Source organism: Sphingopyxis sp. 22461 (assembly GCF_052044915.1).
Lineage (GTDB): Bacteria > Pseudomonadota > Alphaproteobacteria > Sphingomonadales > Sphingomonadaceae > Sphingopyxis.
Genome location: NZ_JBQENY010000009.1, coordinates 99118 through 119117, shown reverse-complemented (window position 1 = coordinate 119117; position 20000 = coordinate 99118). Strand labels below are relative to the sequence as shown.

Genomic DNA, 20000 nt, shown 5'->3' with positions numbered 1-20000 from the left:
TTGTCATCTGATAACCGAAAGGAATATTACCAGAAGAAATCGTAGATCACGTCGATCACTTCGCCCGAGTAGGTGTCGACCAGAAGCGCGTCATTATAATAGCGGATCCAGCGCGTGCCTCCATATGCGGGCGGCAGGCGGTAATAGCCCGGATCGTTGATCCAGTAGCGCGAGCTGTAGAAGAGCGAGTTCAGCGAGAAACCGATACTGAACCGCGTGTAGCCATAACCGCGATACGGGTTGTAATAGCGCGGCATGCGGTAATAGCTGCGGTTCCGCTCGCGATAGCTGCGCCAGTCGTAGCGGCGGTCGCTCCGCCAGTCGCGGTTCCACCGATTGTTGCGGTCGCCCCGGTCCCAGCGATCGTTGCGGCCGTCGCGATAGCGCCGGTCGACATAGCCGTTGCGGTTATTGTCCCAGCGGCGGTCGACGCGGTTGTTGTCGTTGCGATCCCAGCGGCGATCGAGATCGCCATTGCGATTGCGGTCGTAGCGGCGGTCGACCTGGCCATTACGGTTACGATCCCACTGACGGTCGACCTGGCCGTCGCGATTGCGGTCCCACTGGCGGTCGGTGCGGCCGTCGCGGTTGCGGTCATAGATGCCGCGCTGGCGCTGTTCTGCCTGACGCTGCTGCCACTGCTCGCGCTGAGCTTGTCGCTGCTGGTCGTTGCCACGCTGCTGCCGCCACTGCTCGCGCTGAGCCTGTCGCTGCTGGTCGTTACCGCGCTGCTGCTGCCACTGTTCGCGCTGGGCTTGTCGCTGCTGGTCGTTGCCACGCTGCTGTCGCCACTGCTCGCGCTGAGCCTGTCGCTGCTGATCGTTGCCGCGCTGCTGCTGCTGCTGCCACTGCTGGCGCATTTCGCTACGCTGCTGCTGGCGCTCGGGTCGCGCTTCGCCACCCCGATTGCCGCGGCGCACTTCGGGGCCGCGCGGTCCACGGTCGTCACGCTGCGCGATCTGCACCCGCTCGCCCGATGCCTGTGCGGCCGCGGGGGCGATGGGCGTCAGGATCGTTGCAGCGATCAGCAACCCTCCGAACATCTTTTTCATCTCGCCATTCTCCAACTCATGTCCCGTGTGCTGGAGACGCCAGCCGGGATGATGAATCGATTCTTACTCTTAGCAAGATGATCGATGGCTGACCGCGCTGTTGCCTGCGGTTCAGCTAGATGAACAAAGCCGTTCAGCTGCCCGGCGGGAAGCGCAGCGCGGGAACGGCGCGCGCCGCGTCCTCGGGGCGGATTCCCGGCGGCGGGGCGGCGGCGATGCGTTCCTCGCCGCGGATCACGCGTCCCGCGAGGCGGATCGCGGTGCGGATGCGCGGATAGGTGCCGCAGCGGCAGATATTGGTCATCGCCGCGTCGATCTCGGCATCGCTCGGATTGCTGTTCGATCGCAGCAGCGCGGCGGCCGCCATGATCATCCCCGACTGGCAGAAACCGCATTGGGGCACCTGTTCGGCGACCCACGCCTGCTGCACCGCATGGCTGCGGTCGCGCGCGAGACCCTCGATCGTCGTGACGAAGCGGCCTTCGCACTCTGCAATGGTGACCATGCAGCTGCGAATCGCCTCGCCGTCGATGTCGACGGTGCAGGCACCGCACTCGCCGGTGCCGCAGCCATATTTGGTGCCGGTCAGGTTCGACGCGTCGCGCAGCGCCCACAGCAGGGGCGTTTCGGGTTCCATGCGATATTCGACCGGGCGGTCGTTGACCGAGAATCGCGTCATGCGGTTCCTGTTAGCGCAACCGCCGGATTAGTCACGCCAGCTCGTGTCGATCTTGTCGACCTTGCGCACCATCGCGTCGAATTCGGCCTTGCCCGCCTGCCCGGGGATCGAGGCCATGAACAGGTCGCGCTGGTGGACCGCGATCACCTCCTGCGGAACGGTGATCGGCTGGCCCATGCTCATCGTCGCCATCTGGATCTCGCACGCGCGCTGGAGCGCCCAATATTTGATGAAGGCTTCGCTCAGCGTCTTGCCCATCACGACGGGGCCGTGGTTCTTGAGCATCAGGATGCGCTTGTCGCCGAGGTTCTGGACGAGGCGCTCGCCCTCTTCCTCGCGGACCGTAACGCCCTCGAAATCATGATAGGCGAGTTGGCCCGCGAAATTGCAGGCGTAGAAGTTCACGGGCTGCAGCCCGCCTTCGAGCGCGCAGACCGCGACCGTCGCGGTGGTGTGCGTGTGGATGATCGCATGCGCATCGGGCAGGACGCGGTGGAACAGGCTGTGCTGGACGAAGCCCGCCTTGTTGACGTGCCAGGGATTATCCTCGTCGACCTTATTGCCGTCGATGTCGATCTTGATCAGGTTCGACGCCGTCACTTCGCTGAAATGCAGGCCATAGGGGTTGATCAGGAAGGCGCCTTCCTCGTCGGGCACCTTCACCGTGATATGGTTGAAGATCATCTCGTCCCAGCCCATCATCGCGAAGATGCGATAGCAGGCGGCAAGCTCCTGCCGCGCCGTCCATTCGGCTTCGCTATATTTGCTGTTGCGCTTGAGCTGGGTCGCCATGGCCTGTCCCTCATTATGATGTTAGTTTCGTCCTGCTACCTATGCCATAAGGATGGGGCGCGGCACAATCCCGCGAGCGGGCAGCGCGGTTCGATAGCGGGGCAGCCGCGGTTTACCGCGCAAGGGCTTGCATTTTGCCGCGAATCCTTTTAGTGGCCCAGCCATCGGAACGTCGCGGGTTCGCGGCGCTTCTTTTATTGCCCTTATATCGGCGATTTATGGCGGACCGGATGGCCGGTAGCCGTTGATCGTTGGACGAACCGGAGACGACACGGCGTATGCAGATCATCGTTCGCGACAATAATGTCGACCAGGCCCTTCGCGCGCTCAAGAAGAAGCTGCAGCGTGAGGGCGTGTATCGCGAAATGAAGCTGCGCCGTCATTACGAGAAGCCCAGCGAAAAGCGCGCGCGTGAGCACGCCGCCGCTGTCCGCCGCGCCCGCAAGATGGAGCGCAAGCGGATGGAGCGCGACGGTATCAAGTAAGACCGTCTCCCGTTCGGGATCCTGATCGTGAACAAAGGGCGCCGCGGCAACGCGGCGCCCTTTTTCGTTGGTTTGGAGAGTCTGTTGCTGGTTTGCGACCGGACGTGACTATCCATCATCGTCACCCCGGACTTGATCCGGGGGCCAGCTTGAGGTCGAAGCCAGCCGGTGCCTCGAAAAAAGCGGGATCCCGGATCATGTCCGGGGTGACGAAAGAAAGTGAAGCGATGGCAGCCTCCATCCCAAAGCCAACATTGGCGTATATCGCGACCTCGCGTAATTGCCTCTGGACCGTTCCGCGCCGCTCCGCCTATAGGCATGCCCGACATTTCGCCCCCGGAAAACGGGGCAGGTAAAGGACTGCAAGATGAGCGTAACGACGGTTCCACTGCGCCCGGTGAGCAAGGGCGGCCTGTGGCTGATGTGGTTTGGCCTCGCCGCGCTGTTGGTCGCCGGCGCGGCCTTTGCCTGGCACATGACCCCGCGCATCGGATTCGAGGTCGTGAAGGAAGGCACCGGGCCGAGCCCGACCAAGGCCGACGTCGTGCTGGTCAAATATGAAGGCAAGCTCGACGACGGCACCGTCTTCGACGCGAACGAACAGGCGCCGATGCAGGTCGCGCAGGTCGTTCCCGGCTTTTCGGAGGCGCTGACGCGCATGAAAAAGGGCGGCGAGTACAAGATCACCATCCCCGCGCAGCTCGGCTATGGCGACCGCGCGGTCGGTCCGATCCCGGCTGGCAGCACGCTGCACTTCGCCGTCACGCTGCTCGACTTCCGTTCGGAGGCCGAGGTTCGCGCGATGCAGCAGCAGATGCAGCAACAGCAGCAGATGATGCAGCAGCAACAGATGATGCAGGGCGGCCCCGGTGGCGCTCCCGGCGGTCCGGCCGGTCCGCCCCCGGGCATGCCGCCGCAGTAACAAGCGACGGTCTCGACGAAATAGAAACGGCGGCGGGCTCAGGTGCCCGCCGCCGTTGTCGTTTTGGCGCCGTCGGCATTGCGTTCGGCCTCGCGTTCCAGCGCGACCTTGATCATCGCAATGATCGGGTCGGCGAGGAACAGTCCCATCAGGCCGAGCAGCGCGCCGAACAATATCTGCGCGCCGAGCACGAGCGCGGGGGCAAGGTCGACGGTCTTCTTGGCGACCATCGGGACGATCAGATAACCGTCGACCGTCTGGACGACGAAATAGATGGCGATCGCCCACAGGCCGGTGTCGGTGCCCGCCGAGAAGCCGACGAGGACGAGCAGCACGCCCGACACGATCGCGCCGATATTGGGGATGAACGCCAGCAAACCGGTGAGCAGGCCCATCAGGGCCGCCATCGGAATGCCGACCGCCATGCAGGCGAGCCAGGTGCCGATGCCCTCGACGAGCATGCCGAGCAGGCGCCCTGCCATCAGGCGGCGCAGCGTGAAGCCCATGCGTGCGGTGGTGATGTAGAAATTCTCGCGGCTCTTCATCGGCAGCATCCACGCGACGCCGCGCTCGTAAAGCCGCGGCTCGATCGCGATAAAGATGCCGAGCACGAGGATCATGATCAGGCTGGTCAGCCCGCCGAGAACCGTACCGACCGCGGCGGTGACGCGGCCGAAGGTGCCGGCGAGATTGTCGGTGATCGTCTTGGTATCGAGCTGGAAATTGCCCATGCCATGATTGCTCGCCCAGGCGGCGATGCGTTCGATCTGCGCCATCACGACGGTTTGCAATGTCGCCGCCTGATCGGCGATCTGCGAGCCCGCAAACATGATGGTCCAGACAAGGAAGGCGACGAGCGAGAGGCAGACGATGAGCAGCCGCCAGCCGCGCGCGATCGGCAGCACGCGGCCGAGCAGGCGCGTTCCGCCGTCGAGCATCGACGCCATCACGATGCCGGCAAAGATCAGCAGGATCGGCTGGATCAGGACGATGCATAGACCGATGAGCAGCGCGAGGCCGATCCAGACGCCGGCCTTCAACAGCTCGGTGCGGACGAGCTGGCTGCGGATCTCGGTAGGGCCGGGGGCTTCCCTGTGCGCGTCGGCCTTCGCGGCGGCGCTGGCGGCGTGCGTTCCGGTTGTCTTCCTTGTCGCCGCCATCTCGTGTTCCCTGTTCTGTTAGCTGCCCTGACGCTCGGGGCGCAAGTCGGTTCCCGCGCGCCCCGATCGCAAGGCATTAAACCAGCTCAATGGGTTATACCACTCGGCGGTTCCGTCGGTCGAAAAGCTGACGATCTCGGCGCGTCCGGCGATCGCGTCGAAGGGGACGGGGCCGCCGAGGCCTTTCTGGTTCGTGCCGACGCGGCTGTCGGCGCTGCCGTCGCGGTTGTCGCCCATCAGGAAGACATGATCGGCGGGTACGGTGACCGGGCCATAATCGTCGGTCGTGTAGCCGGGACCCATGTCGATCGTGTCGAAGGTCGCGCCGCCGGGCAGCGTTTCGCGGACGATCGGCAGTTCGAGCACTTCCTTGCCTTCCGCATCGCGGTTCACGAAGCGGAACAGGCTGCTGTCGGGGCCGGGCAGGTTCGGATCGACGGGGATCGACAACATCGGCTGGACCTCGCGCTTCACCGGTTTGCCGTTGATGCTGAGTTCGCCGTTGCGGAGTTTAATCGTGTCGCCGGGCAGCCCGATGACGCGTTTGATATAGTCGATGCGCGTCACCGGATGTTCGAGCACGACGATGTCGCCGCGCTCGGGCAGCTTGCCGAACAGCCGGCCCGCGACTTTGGGCGCAAGGTGAAAGCTGACCGACGAATAGGACCAGCCATAAGGATATTTGCTGACGATCAGCCGGTCGCCGTTGCGCAGCACCGGCATCATCGAATCGGAGGGGATATAGAAAGGCTTGGCGACGCAGCTGTGGATGCCGAGCACGAGCAGCAATATCACCACGACGTCGCGGATCAGCTTGCCCCAACTCCCGTCATCCTTCGTCTTGTCCTTCGCCATATTGATGTCAGTCCTTGATTGCTTCGATGATGACGAAAGCCTGCGCCCACGGATGGTCGTCGGTCAGTGTCAAATGGATATGCGCGCTGTGGCCGGGGGGAATCATCTGCGCGAGCCGTTCGGCGGCGCCGCCGGTCAGCGCCAGCGTCGGGGCGCCCGAGGGTGCGTTGACGACGCCGATGTCCTTCATGAACACGCCGCGCTTGAACCCCGTGCCGACGGCTTTCGAAAAAGCCTCCTTCGCGGCGAAGCGCTTGGCATAGGTGCCGGCGCGGGTGAAGGGGCGCCGCGCCGCCTTGGCGCGCTCGATTTCGGTGAAAACGCGATTTTCGAAGCGCTCGCCAAAGCGGTCGAGCGAGTTCTGGATGCGCTCTATATTGCAGAGGTCGGAACCGAGGCCGATGATCATGATGGCCCCAGCAGGCCGTCACCCCCGCGAAGGCGGGGGCCGCTGTCGGTTTTAAGCTGCGCTACCGTGACAGGCCGACAGCGGCCCCCGCCTTCGCGGGGGCGACGGGGAGGGCGCGCGCTCACCCGCGCGCCTCGTCCATCAGCGCGCGCATGCGGCGCACCGCGTCCTCGAGCCCGGTAAAGATCGCTTCGCCGATCAGATAATGGCCGATGTTGAGCTCGGCGAGTTGCGGGATCGCGGCGACGGGAACGACATTCTCGTATGTAAGGCCGTGTCCCGCATGCGGCTCGATGCCATTCTTCCACGCGAGCGCGGCGGCGTCTGCGAGGCGGCGGAGTTCGACGGCGCGTTCTTCGCCCTCGACATGCGCGTAGCGGCCGGTGTGGAATTCGACGACGGGCGCGCGGAGGCGCATCGCCGCCTCGATCTGCCGCGCGTCGGGCTCGATGAACAGGCTGACGCGGATGCCCGCATCGTTCAGCCGCGAGACGATTGGCGCGAGGTGGTTATGCTGCCCCGCCGCGTCGAGCCCGCCCTCGGTCGTGCGCTCCTCGCGCTTTTCGGGAACGATGCATGCCGCGTGTGGCATGTGGCGCAGCGCGATCTCGAGCATCTCGTCGGTCGCCGCCATTTCGAGGTTCAGCGGCAGGTCGGTCGCGGCCTGGATGCGCGCGAGGTCGTCGTCGCGGATATGGCGGCGGTCTTCGCGCAGATGCGCGGTGATCCCGTCGCCACCGACCGCCGCGACGATTTCGGCCGCGCGCACCGGGTCGGGATGCTCGCCCCCACGCGCGTTGCGGATCGTCGCGACATGGTCGATGTTGACGCCGAGCCGCAGGCGGGAGGGCGCGCCGCCGTTCAAGCCGCCTTGCTCCGGCTGCCGGGCTTCACCGCTTCGGTTCCTGCCAGCGTTTCGGGCAATTCATCCTCCGCATAGGTCGGGAAATTGATCGCGACGAGCGGGTAGAAGGGCACGCCGAGTTCGACATTGCCCGCCGAGCGGTCGACGAGCGCGGCCTCGGCGATGACTTCGCCGCCCGCGGCGCGCACCGCCTCCATTGCCTCGCGCGACGACAGGCCGGTGGTCACGACATCCTCGACCATCAGCACCTTGGCGCCGGGGTCGATCGTAAAGCCGCGGCGCAGTTCGAAGGTGCCCGTCGGTCGCTCGACGAAAATCGCGGGCTTGCCAAGCGCGCGGCCCATTTCATGCCCGATGATCACCCCGCCCATCGCGGGCGAGACGACGATATCGATCGCCTGTTTCAGGTCGCGCGGCAGCTTCGCGGCAAGCGCGACGGCGAGCCGTCCGGCGCGTTCGGTGTCCATCAATACGCGCGCGCACTGCAGGTAATATTCGCTGTGGCGGCCCGAGGAGAGCAGGAAATGGCCCTGGAGCAGGGCGTCGGCGGCGCGGAATTCGGCCAGGATTTCATCATCGGTCATGGAGGAGTTGTTCTTTTGTCCTGTGCGTCGCTCATGATGGGCGACCGGGTTTTGGCGGCGAAGATTATCCAGCCGCAAAATAGTGTTAGAGATGCTTGAGGCAAGCGGCAAGCGGGTCTATAGCGCCCGCGAGATTCAGCCCCTTGCCGGCTGCCGCGACGCGTGTCCGGCGGCTGCCGCAAAGGGGGTGGGGCATCAATAAGAACAACAGGCAACGGGCGGCACTATCCTTATGAAGAGCTTGAAAACCCTTGTAATTGCGGCAGCTTTGTCGCTGGGCGCGGTGGGCGCCGGCCATGCGCAGGCACCCGCGACGGCTCCGGCCGAAGCACCCGCCGCAACGGCTGTGGCGAATCCGGCTCCGGTCGTCACCGATGCGGCCGCTCCGGCAGCGGCACCGGTCGCGACGACCGCCGCGGCTCCGGCTGGCGATGCGACCTACGTTCCGATGAAGCCGACCCCCGGGGTTGGCCAGCCGGTCGACGCGGGCATCGATTTCCAGCCGCAGGTCAGCCCGATCGGCGAACAGGCTTACTGGTTCAACCATGTGATCCTGCTGCCCGTCATCACGGTGATCACGCTGATCGTCCTCGGCCTCCTGCTCTGGGTGATGTTCCGGTTCCGCGCCAAGGCGAACCCGGTGCCGTCGAAGACGACGCACAACACCTTCATCGAAATCATCTGGACCGCCATTCCGGTGCTGATCCTCGCGGTGATCGCGGTGCCGTCGATCCGCCTGCTCGCGGCGCAATATGAGCCGCCGAAAAAGGAGGCGCTGACGATCAAGGTCACGGGTTACCAATGGTATTGGGGCTATGCCTATCCCGACCAGGGCATCGGCGAATATGTCTCGAAGATCCTGCCCGAAGACAAGGCGAAGGCCGCGGGCGAGCCCTATCACCTCGCCGTCGACAACCGCATGGTCGTTCCCGTCGGCCGTCAGGTGAAGCTGATCATCACCGGCGCCGACGTGATCCACAGCTTCGCGGTCCCGGCCTTCTGGACCAAGATGGACGCGGTCCCCGGCCGCGCCAACGAAACGACCTTCACCGCAAACAAGGTCGGCGTCTATTACGGCCAGTGCTCGGAACTCTGCGGTGTCGATCATGGCTATATGCCGATCGCCGTCGAAGTGCTTCCGGTCGACAAGTGGGAAGCGTGGGTTCGCTCGAAGGGTGGTAACCCCGCCGGTCCGGTCGCCGCGGCTCCCGCCGCTGCCGCGCCGGCTCCCGCTGCCGCCGCTCCGGCTGCGGCGCCTGCCGTGACGCCGGCTGCCGCCCCGACCACTGCACCCGAAGCTGCTCCGGCAGCGGCGCCCGCCGCCGCGCCGGCCGCCAAGAATTAATAAGGGGTCCGACAGATGACCGATATCGCTGCAACTGCACCCGATCATGGCCATGCCGTCCATGCGCATGACGACCATGATCACGACACGCCCGGCTTCTTTGTCCGCTGGTTCATGTCGACGAACCACAAGGACATCGGCACGCTCTACCTGATTTTCGCGATCGTCGCCGGCATCGTCGGCGGCGCGCTTTCGGGCATGATGCGGCTCGAACTCGCCGAACCCGGCGTCCAGTATCTTTCGGGCTGGGCCAGCGCCCTTGGCGGCGGTGCCGACGAGGTCGCGGGCAAGCATTTCTGGAACGTGATGATCACCGCGCACGGCTTGATCATGGTGTTCTTCATGGTCATGCCGGCGATGATCGGTGGCTTCGGCAACTGGTTCGTCCCGCTGATGATCGGCGCGCCCGACATGGCGTTCCCGCGCATGAACAACGTCAGTTTCTGGCTGACTGCGGTTGCCTTCGTCATGCTCTTCGGTTCGATGTTCGTTCCGGGTGGCAGCGGCAATGGCGCCGGCACCGGCTGGACGGTCTACGCTCCGCTGTCGACCAGCGGTTCGGCGGGGCCCGCGGTCGACATGGCGATCTTCTCGCTCCATCTCGCGGGCGCGGCGTCTATCCTTGGTGCGATCAACTTCATCACCACCATCTTCAACATGCGCGCGCCGGGCATGACGCTGCACAAGATGCCGCTGTTCGTGTGGTCGGTGCTCGTCACCGCCTTCCTGCTGCTGCTCGCGCTGCCGGTGCTCGCCGCGGCGATCACCATGCTGCTGACCGACCGCAACTTCGGCACCACCTTCTATGATGCGGCCGGCGGCGGCGATCCCGTCCTCTACCAGCATCTTTTCTGGTTCTTCGGCCACCCCGAAGTGTACATCATGATCCTGCCGGGCTTCGGCATGGTCAGCCAGATCATCTCGACCTTCAGCAAGAAGCCGGTGTTCGGCTATCTCGGCATGGCATACGCCATGGTCGCGATCGGCGTTGTCGGCTTCATCGTGTGGGCGCACCACATGTTCACGGTCGGCATGAGCGTGAACCTCAAGATGTACTTCACCGCCGCGACGATGGTCATCGCGGTTCCGACGGGCATCAAGATCTTCAGCTGGATCGCCACCATGTGGGGCGGCACGCTGAGCTTCAAGACGCCGATGATGTGGTCGCTCGGCTTCATCTTCATGTTCACCGTCGGCGGTGTGACCGGCGTCGTGCTCGCCAATGGCGGCGTCGACACCAATTTGCACGACACCTATTATGTCGTCGCGCACTTCCACTATGTGCTGTCGCTGGGCGCGGTCTTCTCGCTCTTCGCCGGCTTCTATTACTGGTTCCCGAAGATGTCGGGCCGGATGTACAACGAGGCGCTCGGCCAGCTGCACTTCTGGGTCTTCTTCATCGGCGTGAACGTCATGTTCTTCCCGCAGCACTTCCTGGGCCAGCAGGGCATGCCGCGCCGTTACCCCGACTATGCGGAAGCCTATGCCTATTGGCATCACATCTCGTCGCTCGGCTATGTGATCATGGGCGTCGGCATGCTCTTCTTCTTCGTGAACATCCTCTACTCGCTGTTCGCGGGCAAGAAGGCCGCCGACAATCCGTGGGGCGAAGGCGCGACGACGCTCGAATGGACGCTGTCGAGCCCGCCGCCGTTCCACCAGTTCAACGAACTGCCGCGTATCGCCTGATGTGTGTTGCCCCCTGCCGTTTGATGGCAGGGGGCGCACGACTTTCGGGCCGGAGTAAATATGGCGCAGAGCCTGACCCACGGCGAAACGGCACTACCCGCCGATTGGCGCGACCTGTTCGCGCTGACGAAGCCGCGCGTGATGTCGCTGGTGGTGTTTACCGCCTTGTGCGGCCTGCTCGCGGCGCCGGGGCATGTGCCGCCGGTGCTCGCTTTCTCGTCGATCCTCGCGATCGCGCTGGGGGCAGGGGCTTCGGGCGCGCTCAACCAATGGTATGAAGCCGGAATCGACGCGAAGATGAAGCGGACCGCGGGCCGGCCGCTTCCCGCCGGGCGCCTCGACCCGCAGACCGCATTGCAGTTCGGCGTCGGGCTTGCCGCCTTTTCGCTGTTCCTGATGCTGTTCGCGTCGAACTGGCAGGCAACGCTGTTGCTCGCCGCCTCGATCCTTTTCTACGTCTTCGTCTATACGATGTGGCTGAAGCCGCGGACCCCGCAGAATATCGTCATCGGCGGCGCGGCGGGCGCCTTTCCGCCGCTGATCGGCTGGGTCGCCGCGACGGGGTCGATCGCGCCGCTGCCGGTGCTGCTGTTCCTGCTCATCTTCCTGTGGACGCCGCCGCATTTCTGGGCGCTCGCGCTGTTCATGCGCTCGGACTATGCCGCCGCGGGCATCCCGATGATGCCCGTCGTCGCGGGTGAGAAATCGACGCGGCGCCAGATCCTCCTCTACGCATTGATCATGGCCGCCGCCGCGATCGCGCCGTGGCCGCTCGGCTACACCGGCGCGCTTTACGGCTGGACCGCGGTGGTGCTCTCGGCCGTGTTCGTCCTGCTGTCGGTTCAGGTCGGTACGCGCACCACGGGCGAGGGCGACCTGATGCAACCCGAAAAGCGCTTGTTCGCTTATTCGATCGCTTATCTTTTCATTCTGTTCGGCGCTGTCGTCGCCGACCATTGGTGGCCGCTATGACCGAAGAAACCCCGAACGAACCCTTTGACGAGGTCGAATATCGCCGCCGTCAGCGCAGCCGCGCGAACCTGATGGCGTGGATGCTCGGCGCATTGGCGATCCTCTTTTTCTTCATCACCATCGCCAAGATGCAGATTTTCTCATGACGTTTTTTCCGGTCATTGGGCGCATGTCCCCGAACGCGAAGACCGCAAGCCTCGCGGCGTTGATGGCGCTCGCGATGACCGGTCTCGGGTTCGCGGCGGTGCCTCTCTACGATCTCTTCTGCCGCGTCACCGGCTTCGGCGGTACGACGCAGCGTTACGATCCGGTCGCCGCGGCGGCCGAGCCCGAAATATTGAGCCAGACGGTCTCGGTCCGTTTCGACGCCAATGTCTCGCCGAACCTGCCGTGGAAATTCTATCCCGAGCATCCGACCGATACGGTGAGCATCGGCGCGCGCGACATGGCGATCTTCATTGCCGAAAATAATTCGGCGCATCCCGTCGTCGGGACCGCCAGCTTCAACGTCACACCCGATCAGGCGGGCAAATATTTTACCAAGATCCAGTGCTTCTGCTTCACCCAGCAACGGCTCGAGCCGGGGCAGCAGATGCGCATGCCGGTGCTGTTCTTCGTCGATCCCAAGATCATGGACGACCCCGACGCGCGCGACGTGCAGGAAATCACCCTCAGCTACACCTTCCACCCTGTAGACGAGGGTAAAAAGGCGAGCTAAGGCCGCGAACAAGAGTCTAACAAGACCGGCAGATGATGGGGAATCATCATGCTGGGGCTGCTAAAAACGGGAAACACGCCATGTCCGGTGCGAAACATCATGACTACCACCTCGTAAATCCCAGCGTCTGGCCGCTCATCGGCTCGGTCGCTGCCCTCGTGATGTTCTTCGGGCTCGTCATGGCCATGCACGCCGACCATTTCGGCGGCATCGGCAAGTGGGTTCTCGGCCTCGGCTTCATGGGCGTGATCGCGACCTTCTTCAGCTGGTGGTCGGACGTCATCAACGAAGCCCACGCCGGCGACCATACCCCGGTCGTCCAGCTTCACCTGCGTTACGGCATGATCCTGTTCATCGCGTCCGAAGTCATGTTCTTCGTCGGCTGGTTCTGGGCATGGTTCGACTTCTCGCTCTTCCCGGTGCCGATCGAATATGCCGAAGGCGCGGTCACCTCGCTGTTCGGCCAGGACGGCGCGGCGGCGATCACCATGTGGCCGCCGAAGGGCATCGAAGTCATCGATCCCTTCTCGCTGCCGCTGCTCAACACGCTGATTCTGCTCTGCTCGGGCACGACGATCACCTGGGCGCACCATGCGCTGATCCACGGCGACCGCGAAGGGCTCAAGAAGGGCCTGTGGCTGACGATCATCCTCGGCGCGATCTTCTCGACGATCCAGGCTTACGAATATATGCACGCGCCGTGGGGCTTCGGGCAGAGCAACTACAGCTCGGCCTTCTACATGGCGACCGGCTTCCACGGCTTCCACGTGCTCGTCGGCACGATCTTCCTGATCGTCTGCCTCGTGCGCACCTACAAGGGCCACTTCACCCCGACGCAGCATTTCGGTTTCGAAGCCGCCGCCTGGTACTGGCACTTCGTCGACGTCGTGTGGCTGTTCCTCTTCATCATCGTCTATGTCTGGGGCGGCTGGGGCGCGCCGATCGCCGCGCACTAAATTGCCGGCTGGCGACAAATTTCAAAAGGGGCAGCCGCCGGTCTGGCGCGCTGCCCTTTTTGGTCTCTGCCCCGAATGCGGCGCGCCGACGCTGTTCGAAGGGCCGGTGAAATTCCGCGCGAAATGCGAAAGCTGCGGCCTCGATTATGGCCGCTACAATGTCGGCGACGGCCCCGCGGCCTTCCTGACATTGATCATCGGCGCGCTGCTGATCGCGATCGCGTTGACGCTCGATGCCATGGTACGGCCGCCTTTGTGGGTGCATATCATCCTGTGGGTGCCGCTGACCGCCGCCGCGGTCATCTATGGCCTGCGTGTCGGCAAGGGCGCCTTGTTGGCGAGCGAGCATCAGCGTCAGGCCGCCGAAGGCCGTAAGGTGGACAAGAATGACTGAACCAGCCCAACAGCCGACGCGGCGCTGGCCGCTGATCCCGACCCTGCTTGTGCTCGCCGCGGTCGCGGCGATGATCGCGCTCGGCGTCTGGCAGTTGCAGCGCAAGAGCGAGAAGGAAGCGCTGATCGCGCTGTTCCAGCGCAATGTGGCGATGTCGTCGATGGTCGCCTATCCCGAGCTGCCGCCCGTTCCCGACGCCATGCTCTATCGCAAGAGCAGCATCGTCTGCCTCGAACCCGTGCGCTGGGATCCGCGCAGCGGCACCGACATCAAGGGCCAGTCGGGCATCCGCATGATCGCCGATTGCCGCACCGGCGCCGAAGGGCCGGGCGTGCTTGTCGATGTCGGGATCGGCGACAATTTCACGCCGCCCAAATGGACGGGCGGAACGGTGCAGGGGACGATCGTTCCCGGCCCCGAACAGCCGACGGTGATGGAGCGCGCGATGGGCAAGGCGATGCCCGCGCGTGCGATGCTGATCGCCGATCAACCGGTCGCGGGATTGCGGGCCAGCGCGGTGCCATCGGCCGATGATACGCCGAACAATCACCTCGCTTATGCCTTCCAATGGTTCTTCTTCGCGATCGTGGCGCTGATTATCTACATCCTTGCGGTCCGCCGCCGCTTGCAGCCGTGACGGCGCGCCGCTAGGCGCATTTCGTCATGGACTATATCAGCACCCGCGGCTCTGCGCCGACCCTCGACTTTCGTGCCGCGACGCTGGCCGGTCTTGCCAGCGACGGCGGCCTCTATGTGCCGGCGAAATGGCCGCAGATGTCAGCGGACGAAATCCGCGCGCTCGCGGGTCTCGACTATGCCGAAACCGCGGTGCGCGTGATGCGGCCCTTTGTCGAGGGCGTGCTGACCGAAGACGAACTGCGCGGGCTTTGCCGGGCCGCCTATGGCCGCTTCAGCCACGATGCGGTAACCCCGCTCGTCCAGCTCGATCATCGCCACTGGCTGCTCGAACTGTTCCACGGCCCGACGCTCGCGTTCAAGGACGTTGCGCTGCAGCTGCTCGGCGAGCTGTTCGAAAAATTCCTCGCCGGCGGCGATACGAACATCACGATTGTTGGCGCGACCTCGGGCGATACCGGATCGGCGGCGATCGAGGCGGTCGCGGGGCGCGAGCATATCCAGATCTTCATGCTGCATCCCGAGGGCCGCGTCAGCGACGTCCAGCGGCGCCAGATGACGACGGTGCTCGCCCCCAACGTCCATAATATCGCGATCGACGGCAGCTTCGATGACGCGCAGGCGATGGTGAAGCGACTGTTCGGCGACGAGGAAGCGCGCGGCCAGGTCACGCTGTCGGCGGTGAACAGCATCAACTGGGCGCGGCTGATGGCGCAGGTCGTCTATTATTTCTACGCCGCGGTCCGTCTCGGCGGGCCCGATCGTCCGATCGCGTTCAGCGTCCCCACGGGCAATTTCGGCGATGTGTTCGCGGGCTATGTCGCGGCGCAGATGGGGCTGCCGATCGCAAAGCTCGTCGTCGCGACGAACGTCAACGACATCCTCCACCGCGCGCTGACCCGCGGCGACTATAGCGCGGGCACGGTCACCGCGACCGCGACGCCCAGCATGGACATTCAGGTCAGCAGCAATTTCGAACGGCTGCTGTTCGACCTCGCGGGGCGCGACGGCGCGGCGATCACCGGCATGATGGGCGAGTTCGACACGAACCGCGCGATGACGATCCCCGCCGACATGCTCGCGGGCGCGCGCGAACTGTTTTCGAGCGCGAGCATCGACGGCGACGCGATGGCGCTCGCGCTGCGCTGGGCGCAGGAACATGGCGGGCAGATCATCGATCCGCACAGCGCGGTCGGCCTCGCCGCCGCGCGCGCGCTCGACATCGATGCCGATATTCCCGTCGTTACCCTCGCGACTGCGCATCCGGCAAAGTTCCGCGAAGCCGTCGAGCGCGCGACCGGCGTGCGCCCGCCGCTCCCCGCGCGGCTCGGCAATCTGTTCGATCGCGAGGAACGTTATACGCGCCTCCCCGGCGACTATGACGCGGTGAAGGCCTTTGTCCTCGCGGAAGCGGCGCGTGGCTGATCTTCTGCCCCTCGTCACGCTCGTCGGTGAGGCGTGGGACGATTATGGGCTCGTCGACAGCGGCAATGGGCGCAAGCTCGAACGCTATGGCCGCTATCGCTTCATCCGCCCCGAACCGCAGGCGATGTGGGCGCCCGCGCTGCCTGCGAGCGAATGGGAAGCGGCAGACGGTGAATTCATCCCCGCGTCGGATGACGACGGCGGCGGCCGCTGGTATTATAACAAGCCCGTGCCCGCCGAAGGCTGGCCACTCGCATGGCGCGAAACGCGCTTCACCGCGCAGTGTACGCCCTTTCGCCACCTCGGCTTTTTCCCCGACATGGCGCCGGTATGGGACTGGCTGCGCGAACGCGTCGCCGACAAGGCGGACCCCGCTTTCCTGAACCTGTTCGGCTACACCGGTGTCGGCAGCCAGGCTCTCGCCGCGGTGGGCGCATCGGTCACGCATGTCGATGCGTCGAAGAAGTCGGTGGGGCAGGCGCGCGAGAATGCCGCGCTCGCGGATATGGCCGACAAGCCTGTCCGATGGATCCTCGACGATGCAGGCAAATTCACCGCGCGCGAGGTCCGGCGCGAGAAGCGCTACGACGCGATCCTGCTCGATCCGCCCAAATTCGGCCGCGGCCCGACCGGCGAACGCTGGCAGATCGAGGAGGGGTTGGCGCCCCTGCTCACCGACTGCCGCCAGTTGCTCGACGAAGACAGCCGGGCGTTGTTCCTGACCGTCTATGCGGTGCGCATGTCGGCGCTCGCGATCGGCGAGTTGCTGGCGCAGCTTTTCGCCGACCTGCCCGGCAAGGTCGAGTGCGGCGAACTCGCGGTGCGCGAAGAGGCGCGGGGATTGCTGCTCCCGACCGCGATTTTTGCGCGCTGGAGCCGCTGATCGCGGACTTCGCGCTTATTATGTCGCATACGTTTGCGGCGCAGAATCTGTAATATTGTGACCGAAATGCCACAGCCGATGCGTTGACAATGAGAACGTTCCCATTTAGATAACGTTCACATAACGGGAATGCCGCCAAAAAAGAGCGGCTATTTGGGAGGAATGGGATGCGGGCGTCTCAAAAGCAGTGGCTGGGCAAATTTCTGGTCGGCACGTCGGCGCTGTCCTTGATGGGCATGGCGCAAGCGGCCGCCGCGCAGGAGGCGCCGGCCGAGGGCGAAGTGAACGGCGACGAGATCGTCGTGACGGGTATCCGCGCCAGCCTTGCCGCATCGGCCGACATCAAGCGCGAGGCGCAGGGCGTCGTCGACGCGATCTCGGCCGAAGACATCGGAAAATTCCCCGATACCAACCTCGCCGAATCGCTGCAGCGCATCACCGGCGTGTCTATTGACCGTAACAATGGCGAAGGCTCGCTGGTGACGGTCCGCGGCTTCGGGCCGGAATTCAACCTTGTGACGGTCAACGGTCGCCAGGTGCCGACTGCGACCATCGGCGACGGCGGCAGCGCACCATCGTCGCGCTCGTTCGACTTCGCTAACCTCGCGTCGGAAGGCATAGCGGGCGTCGAGGTCTACAAGAGCGGCCGTGCGACGATCGAATCGGGCGGCATCGGTTCGACCATCAACATTCGCACCCCGCGCCCCCTCGACAATCCGGGGCTGCGCGGCAGCCTCGCCGTCAAGGGCGTGTATGATACCTCGCGTAACGAGGGCAACCCGATCACCCCCGAAATCTCGGGGATCGTCAGCACGACCTTTGCCGATGACACAATCGGCATCATGATCGCGGGCTCTTACCAGAAGCGCAAATCGAGCACGAACTCGGCCAATGTGGGCTATCGCGACGGTTATCTTGGCAGCGAGAATAATTGGGGTTCGCTGGCGCAGCCGGGTACGGGGGGCGCTGCGAACATCACCAACCGGCCCGATCCGACCGACGTCTATCAGGTGCCGCAGAACGCATCCTATGATCTCAACGACATCGACCGCGAACGCATCAACGGCCAGGCGGTGCTGCAATTTCGCCCGACCGACAATCTGACCGCGACGGTCGATTATATCTATTCGCGCAACACCGTCGAAACGCGGAACAGCAATGTCGGCGTGTGGTTCAACCATGGCGACACGTCGAGCGCGTGGACCGATGGTCCGGTCGCGGGTCCGCTCTTCTACACCGAGCGCTTTGGACCGCCCGACCCGGGTTGCTCGGCGCCGTCGCCGGCCCCGCCGAACAACTGCCAGGTCGGCAAGGATCTGTCCTACAGCGGCGCGCTTCAGGAAAACCGGGCGGAGAATAATTCGCTGGGCTTCAATCTCGAATGGAAGGGCCCGGACGGCGTAACGGTCGAACTCGACGCGCATCATTCGACAGCCGAAGTGAAGCCGGTCAACAATTTCGGATCGAGCATGTCGCTGGGCAATGCCGTTTTCGGTGTCGCCAACCAGACGATCAATTTCGAAAATGATCTGCCGGTCATCTCCTATGGGATGCATCCGGGGATCGATCCGCTGAATGCCGCGCTGATCACGCCGACCGGCAATGCGTTCCGCAACGCCTATTTCCGGAACCGGATCGACCAGGTCCAGCTCCGCGGCAAATACGACCATGACGGCGGTTTCCTCGACAGCATCGATTTCGGCGTTTCCTATGTCGACAGCAAGGTTCGCTCGGCATTCGGCACGATCCAGAACGACGATACGTGGGGCGGGGCGGGCCCGGCTTCGGATATTCCCGACGACATCTTCTCGCTCGTGACGCTTCCCGACAAATTCCCGGGTCTCGCCCGCGACGGCATGATCCAGAGCTTCTACACCTTCGATTTCGAGCGCATGGCCGGTCTGATCGAGCAGAATTACCAGTCGTGCAGCAACCCCGCGACGGGCACGGCCCAGCCGGGAACCTGCCTTGCCGAATTCAATACCGACCGGCGCATCTCCGAAAAAACATTGGCGCCCTACCTGCAGGTCGCGACCGTGTTCGACCTTTTCCAGAACCCGGCGCATTTCGTCGCGGGTATCCGTTACGAAACGACCGATATCGCATCGTCGGCGCTGGTGCCGGTGCCCGTGACCACCACCTGGGTGGGCGAGAATGAATTCAATGTCATTTTTTCGCCCGATGAGCAGTTCACGCGTTTCAAAGGGTCGTACAATAATTGGCTGCCCGCGTTTGACCTCGACGTCTCACCGATGGAAAATGTCAAGCTGCGTGCGTCGTACAGCCACACGATCACGCGCGCCGACTATGCCAGTATGCAGGGCGGGCGCTCGCTCGATACGCTGTTCCGCGTGGGCGGCGGCACGGGGGCGCTGGGTAACCCCGGTTTGATCCCGTACAAGTCGAAGAATATCGATCTGTCGGCCGAATGGTATTACGCACCGACAAGCTATGTCTCGGTTGGATATTTCCATAAGGATGTCAGCAATTTCATATCCTCGACGCGCATCGACTATAGCGCGCCCGGGATTACGACCCCGGTAAACGGCCCGCGGTGGCAGGCGGCGCTCGCGGCGCTCCCGCCGAACCCGACGGTCGGGGATATCCGCCAGTATATCCTCAACAATTTCCCCGGTACGGTGAGCGGTAATACCATCCTTGCCGCGCCGGGCGATCCGGAGGTCAATTTCGAGATCACGACGCCGGTCAACAGCGATCAGACCGCGACAATCGAGGGGTGGGAGTTCGCGCTCCAGCACAGTTTCTGGGACACGGGCTTTGGCGTGATCCTGAACTATACGATCGTCAACGGTGACGCGACCTATGACAATACGAAGCCTGCGGCGGTGGCGGTTCCCCAGTTCGCGCTGACGGGGCTCAGCGACAGCGCCAACGCGGTCGCCTATTATGACAAGAACGGCCTCCAGGCGCGTGTCGCGTGGAACTGGCGCGACGAGTTCCTTCAAGGTTCGGGTCCGAACCCGACCTATATCGAGGAATATTGGCAGATCGACGCCAGCGCCAGCTATGAGTTCATCCCCGGCCTCACCGCCTTTGTCGAGGCGATCAATCTGACCGGCGAGGGACGGCGGGGCCACACGCGGCACAAGAATAATGTCACCTTCGTACAGCCGGGCTTCGCCCGCTATGCGGCAGGGGTCAGGTTCAGCTTCTAAGGC

At 64.1% G+C, this 20000-nt stretch carries 21 protein-coding genes; 13 read left to right on the top strand and 8 right to left on the bottom strand.

The genetic code is table 11. The features are described 5' to 3' along the window. Nucleotides 1-26: 26 nt before the first annotated feature. From ACTJI5_RS15945 to ACTJI5_RS15935, 3 genes are all read right to left on the bottom strand, one after another. On the bottom strand, nucleotides 27-1052 hold the full coding sequence (locus tag ACTJI5_RS15945; protein ID WP_440860996.1) for an RcnB family protein: 1026 nt from the start codon (nucleotides 1050-1052) through the stop codon (nucleotides 27-29). Nucleotides 1053-1185: 133 nt separating this feature from the next. After that, nucleotides 1186-1731, bottom strand: coding sequence for a (2Fe-2S)-binding protein (locus ACTJI5_RS15940; protein ID WP_440860995.1), 546 nt, complete (start codon nucleotides 1729-1731; stop codon nucleotides 1186-1188). Nucleotides 1732-1758: 27 nt separating this feature from the next. After that, on the bottom strand, nucleotides 1759-2523 hold the full coding sequence (locus ACTJI5_RS15935) for a class II aldolase/adducin family protein (protein ID WP_440860994.1): 765 nt from the start codon (nucleotides 2521-2523) through the stop codon (nucleotides 1759-1761). 278 nt (nucleotides 2524-2801) lie between these two features. On the opposite strand from ACTJI5_RS15935, the gene rpsU reads away from it, so the two are divergent. Together rpsU and ACTJI5_RS15925 are read left to right on the top strand one after the other, a co-directional pair. After that, complete coding sequence (gene rpsU, locus ACTJI5_RS15930; RefSeq protein ID WP_037510267.1) at nucleotides 2802-3008, top strand: 30S ribosomal protein S21; 207 nt, start codon at nucleotides 2802-2804, stop codon at nucleotides 3006-3008. A gap of 367 nt (nucleotides 3009-3375) precedes the next feature. Next, nucleotides 3376-3930, top strand: coding sequence for an FKBP-type peptidyl-prolyl cis-trans isomerase (locus ACTJI5_RS15925; protein ID WP_440860993.1), 555 nt, complete (start codon nucleotides 3376-3378; stop codon nucleotides 3928-3930). Between the two features lie 38 nt (nucleotides 3931-3968). On the opposite strand, the gene ACTJI5_RS15920 is transcribed toward ACTJI5_RS15925, so the two are convergent. From ACTJI5_RS15920 to pyrE, 5 genes are all read right to left on the bottom strand, one after another. Continuing rightward, the gene (locus tag ACTJI5_RS15920) at nucleotides 3969-5090 is read right to left on the bottom strand and encodes an AI-2E family transporter (RefSeq protein ID WP_440860992.1); all 1122 of its coding nucleotides are present in this window, start codon (nucleotides 5088-5090) and stop codon (nucleotides 3969-3971) included. Between the two features lie 18 nt (nucleotides 5091-5108). Further along, the gene (gene lepB / locus ACTJI5_RS15915; protein WP_440860991.1) at nucleotides 5109-5945 is read right to left on the bottom strand and encodes a signal peptidase I; all 837 of its coding nucleotides are present in this window, start codon (nucleotides 5943-5945) and stop codon (nucleotides 5109-5111) included. 7 nt (nucleotides 5946-5952) lie between these two features. After that, nucleotides 5953-6354 (bottom strand): holo-ACP synthase, encoded by a 402-nt coding sequence (gene acpS, locus ACTJI5_RS15910; protein WP_058538178.1) that lies wholly within the window; start codon nucleotides 6352-6354, stop codon nucleotides 5953-5955. Nucleotides 6355-6475: 121 nt separating this feature from the next. Beyond that, the gene (locus ACTJI5_RS15905; RefSeq protein ID WP_058538177.1) at nucleotides 6476-7219 is read right to left on the bottom strand and encodes a pyridoxine 5'-phosphate synthase; all 744 of its coding nucleotides are present in this window, start codon (nucleotides 7217-7219) and stop codon (nucleotides 6476-6478) included. Beyond that, entirely contained in the window at nucleotides 7216-7803 is a 588-nt protein-coding gene (pyrE, locus tag ACTJI5_RS15900; RefSeq protein ID WP_310252974.1) for an orotate phosphoribosyltransferase, read from the bottom strand. The genes ACTJI5_RS15905 and pyrE overlap by 4 nt, the downstream gene beginning before the upstream one ends. Before the next feature lie 232 nt (nucleotides 7804-8035). On the opposite strand from pyrE, the gene coxB reads away from it, so the two are divergent. The 11 genes from coxB (at nucleotide 8036) to ACTJI5_RS15845 (ending at nucleotide 19997) form a co-directional block, all read left to right on the top strand. Further along, nucleotides 8036-9148 (top strand): cytochrome c oxidase subunit II, encoded by a 1113-nt coding sequence (coxB, locus tag ACTJI5_RS15895; protein ID WP_440860990.1) that lies wholly within the window; start codon nucleotides 8036-8038, stop codon nucleotides 9146-9148. Nucleotides 9149-9163: 15 nt separating this feature from the next. Then, nucleotides 9164-10837, top strand: a complete 1674-nt coding sequence (ctaD, locus tag ACTJI5_RS15890; RefSeq protein ID WP_310252978.1) for a cytochrome c oxidase subunit I — start codon at nucleotides 9164-9166, stop codon at nucleotides 10835-10837. A gap of 60 nt (nucleotides 10838-10897) precedes the next feature. After that, entirely contained in the window at nucleotides 10898-11809 is a 912-nt protein-coding gene (locus ACTJI5_RS15885; protein WP_310252980.1) for a heme o synthase, read from the top strand. Beyond that, complete coding sequence (locus ACTJI5_RS15880) at nucleotides 11806-11955, top strand: hypothetical protein (protein WP_162835104.1); 150 nt, start codon at nucleotides 11806-11808, stop codon at nucleotides 11953-11955. Before ACTJI5_RS15885 ends, ACTJI5_RS15880 begins: the two co-directional genes overlap by 4 nt. A gap of 23 nt (nucleotides 11956-11978) precedes the next feature. Continuing rightward, entirely contained in the window at nucleotides 11979-12527 is a 549-nt protein-coding gene (locus tag ACTJI5_RS15875; RefSeq protein ID WP_231740071.1) for a cytochrome c oxidase assembly protein, read from the top strand. Nucleotides 12528-12607: 80 nt separating this feature from the next. After that, entirely contained in the window at nucleotides 12608-13483 is an 876-nt protein-coding gene (locus ACTJI5_RS15870; protein ID WP_439513971.1) for a cytochrome c oxidase subunit 3, read from the top strand. 1 nt (nucleotide 13484) lies between these two features. After that, on the top strand, nucleotides 13485-13877 hold the full coding sequence (locus tag ACTJI5_RS15865) for a DUF983 domain-containing protein (RefSeq protein ID WP_440860989.1): 393 nt from the start codon (nucleotides 13485-13487) through the stop codon (nucleotides 13875-13877). After that, nucleotides 13870-14514: an SURF1 family protein gene (locus ACTJI5_RS15860; protein WP_058538169.1), complete on the top strand. Its 645-nt coding sequence runs from the start codon at nucleotides 13870-13872 to the stop codon at nucleotides 14512-14514. Before ACTJI5_RS15865 ends, ACTJI5_RS15860 begins: the two co-directional genes overlap by 8 nt. A gap of 26 nt (nucleotides 14515-14540) precedes the next feature. Beyond that, entirely contained in the window at nucleotides 14541-15938 is a 1398-nt protein-coding gene (gene thrC, locus ACTJI5_RS15855; RefSeq protein ID WP_440860988.1) for a threonine synthase, read from the top strand. Nucleotides 15939-15942: 4 nt separating this feature from the next. Beyond that, nucleotides 15943-16821 carry a class I SAM-dependent methyltransferase gene (locus tag ACTJI5_RS15850; RefSeq protein ID WP_440861103.1) on the top strand — a complete coding sequence of 293 codons (879 nt, stop codon included), beginning with the start codon at nucleotides 15943-15945 and terminating at the stop codon, nucleotides 16819-16821. Between the two features lie 167 nt (nucleotides 16822-16988). Then, on the top strand, nucleotides 16989-19997 hold the full coding sequence (locus ACTJI5_RS15845) for a TonB-dependent receptor (RefSeq protein ID WP_440860987.1): 3009 nt from the start codon (nucleotides 16989-16991) through the stop codon (nucleotides 19995-19997). Nucleotides 19998-20000 lie beyond the last annotated feature (3 nt).

Excerpts from the sequence above, each read along its gene's own strand:
- ACTJI5_RS15945 (WP_440860996.1), bottom strand. The coding sequence starts at position 1,052 with ATGAAAAAGATGTTCGGAGGGTTGCTGATCGCTGCAACGATCCTGACG.
- ACTJI5_RS15940 (WP_440860995.1), bottom strand. The coding sequence starts at position 1,731 with ATGACGCGATTCTCGGTCAACGACCGCCCGGTCGAATATCGCATGGAA.
- ACTJI5_RS15935 (WP_440860994.1), bottom strand. The coding sequence starts at position 2,523 with ATGGCGACCCAGCTCAAGCGCAACAGCAAATATAGCGAAGCCGAATGG.
- rpsU (WP_037510267.1), top strand. The coding sequence starts at position 2,802 with ATGCAGATCATCGTTCGCGACAATAATGTCGACCAGGCCCTTCGCGCG.
- ACTJI5_RS15925 (WP_440860993.1), top strand. The coding sequence starts at position 3,376 with ATGAGCGTAACGACGGTTCCACTGCGCCCGGTGAGCAAGGGCGGCCTG.
- ACTJI5_RS15920 (WP_440860992.1), bottom strand. The coding sequence starts at position 5,090 with ATGGCGGCGACAAGGAAGACAACCGGAACGCACGCCGCCAGCGCCGCC.
- lepB (WP_440860991.1), bottom strand. The coding sequence starts at position 5,945 with ATGGCGAAGGACAAGACGAAGGATGACGGGAGTTGGGGCAAGCTGATC.
- acpS (WP_058538178.1), bottom strand. The coding sequence starts at position 6,354 with ATGATCATCGGCCTCGGTTCCGACCTCTGCAATATAGAGCGCATCCAG.
- pyrE (WP_310252974.1), bottom strand. The coding sequence starts at position 7,803 with ATGACCGATGATGAAATCCTGGCCGAATTCCGCGCCGCCGACGCCCTG.
- coxB (WP_440860990.1), top strand. The coding sequence starts at position 8,036 with ATGAAGAGCTTGAAAACCCTTGTAATTGCGGCAGCTTTGTCGCTGGGC.
- ctaD (WP_310252978.1), top strand. The coding sequence starts at position 9,164 with ATGACCGATATCGCTGCAACTGCACCCGATCATGGCCATGCCGTCCAT.
- ACTJI5_RS15885 (WP_310252980.1), top strand. The coding sequence starts at position 10,898 with ATGGCGCAGAGCCTGACCCACGGCGAAACGGCACTACCCGCCGATTGG.
- ACTJI5_RS15880 (WP_162835104.1), top strand. The coding sequence starts at position 11,806 with ATGACCGAAGAAACCCCGAACGAACCCTTTGACGAGGTCGAATATCGC.
- ACTJI5_RS15875 (WP_231740071.1), top strand. The coding sequence starts at position 11,979 with ATGTCCCCGAACGCGAAGACCGCAAGCCTCGCGGCGTTGATGGCGCTC.
- ACTJI5_RS15870 (WP_439513971.1), top strand. The coding sequence starts at position 12,608 with ATGTCCGGTGCGAAACATCATGACTACCACCTCGTAAATCCCAGCGTC.
- ACTJI5_RS15860 (WP_058538169.1), top strand. The coding sequence starts at position 13,870 with ATGACTGAACCAGCCCAACAGCCGACGCGGCGCTGGCCGCTGATCCCG.
- thrC (WP_440860988.1), top strand. The coding sequence starts at position 14,541 with ATGGACTATATCAGCACCCGCGGCTCTGCGCCGACCCTCGACTTTCGT.
- ACTJI5_RS15845 (WP_440860987.1), top strand. The coding sequence starts at position 16,989 with ATGCGGGCGTCTCAAAAGCAGTGGCTGGGCAAATTTCTGGTCGGCACG.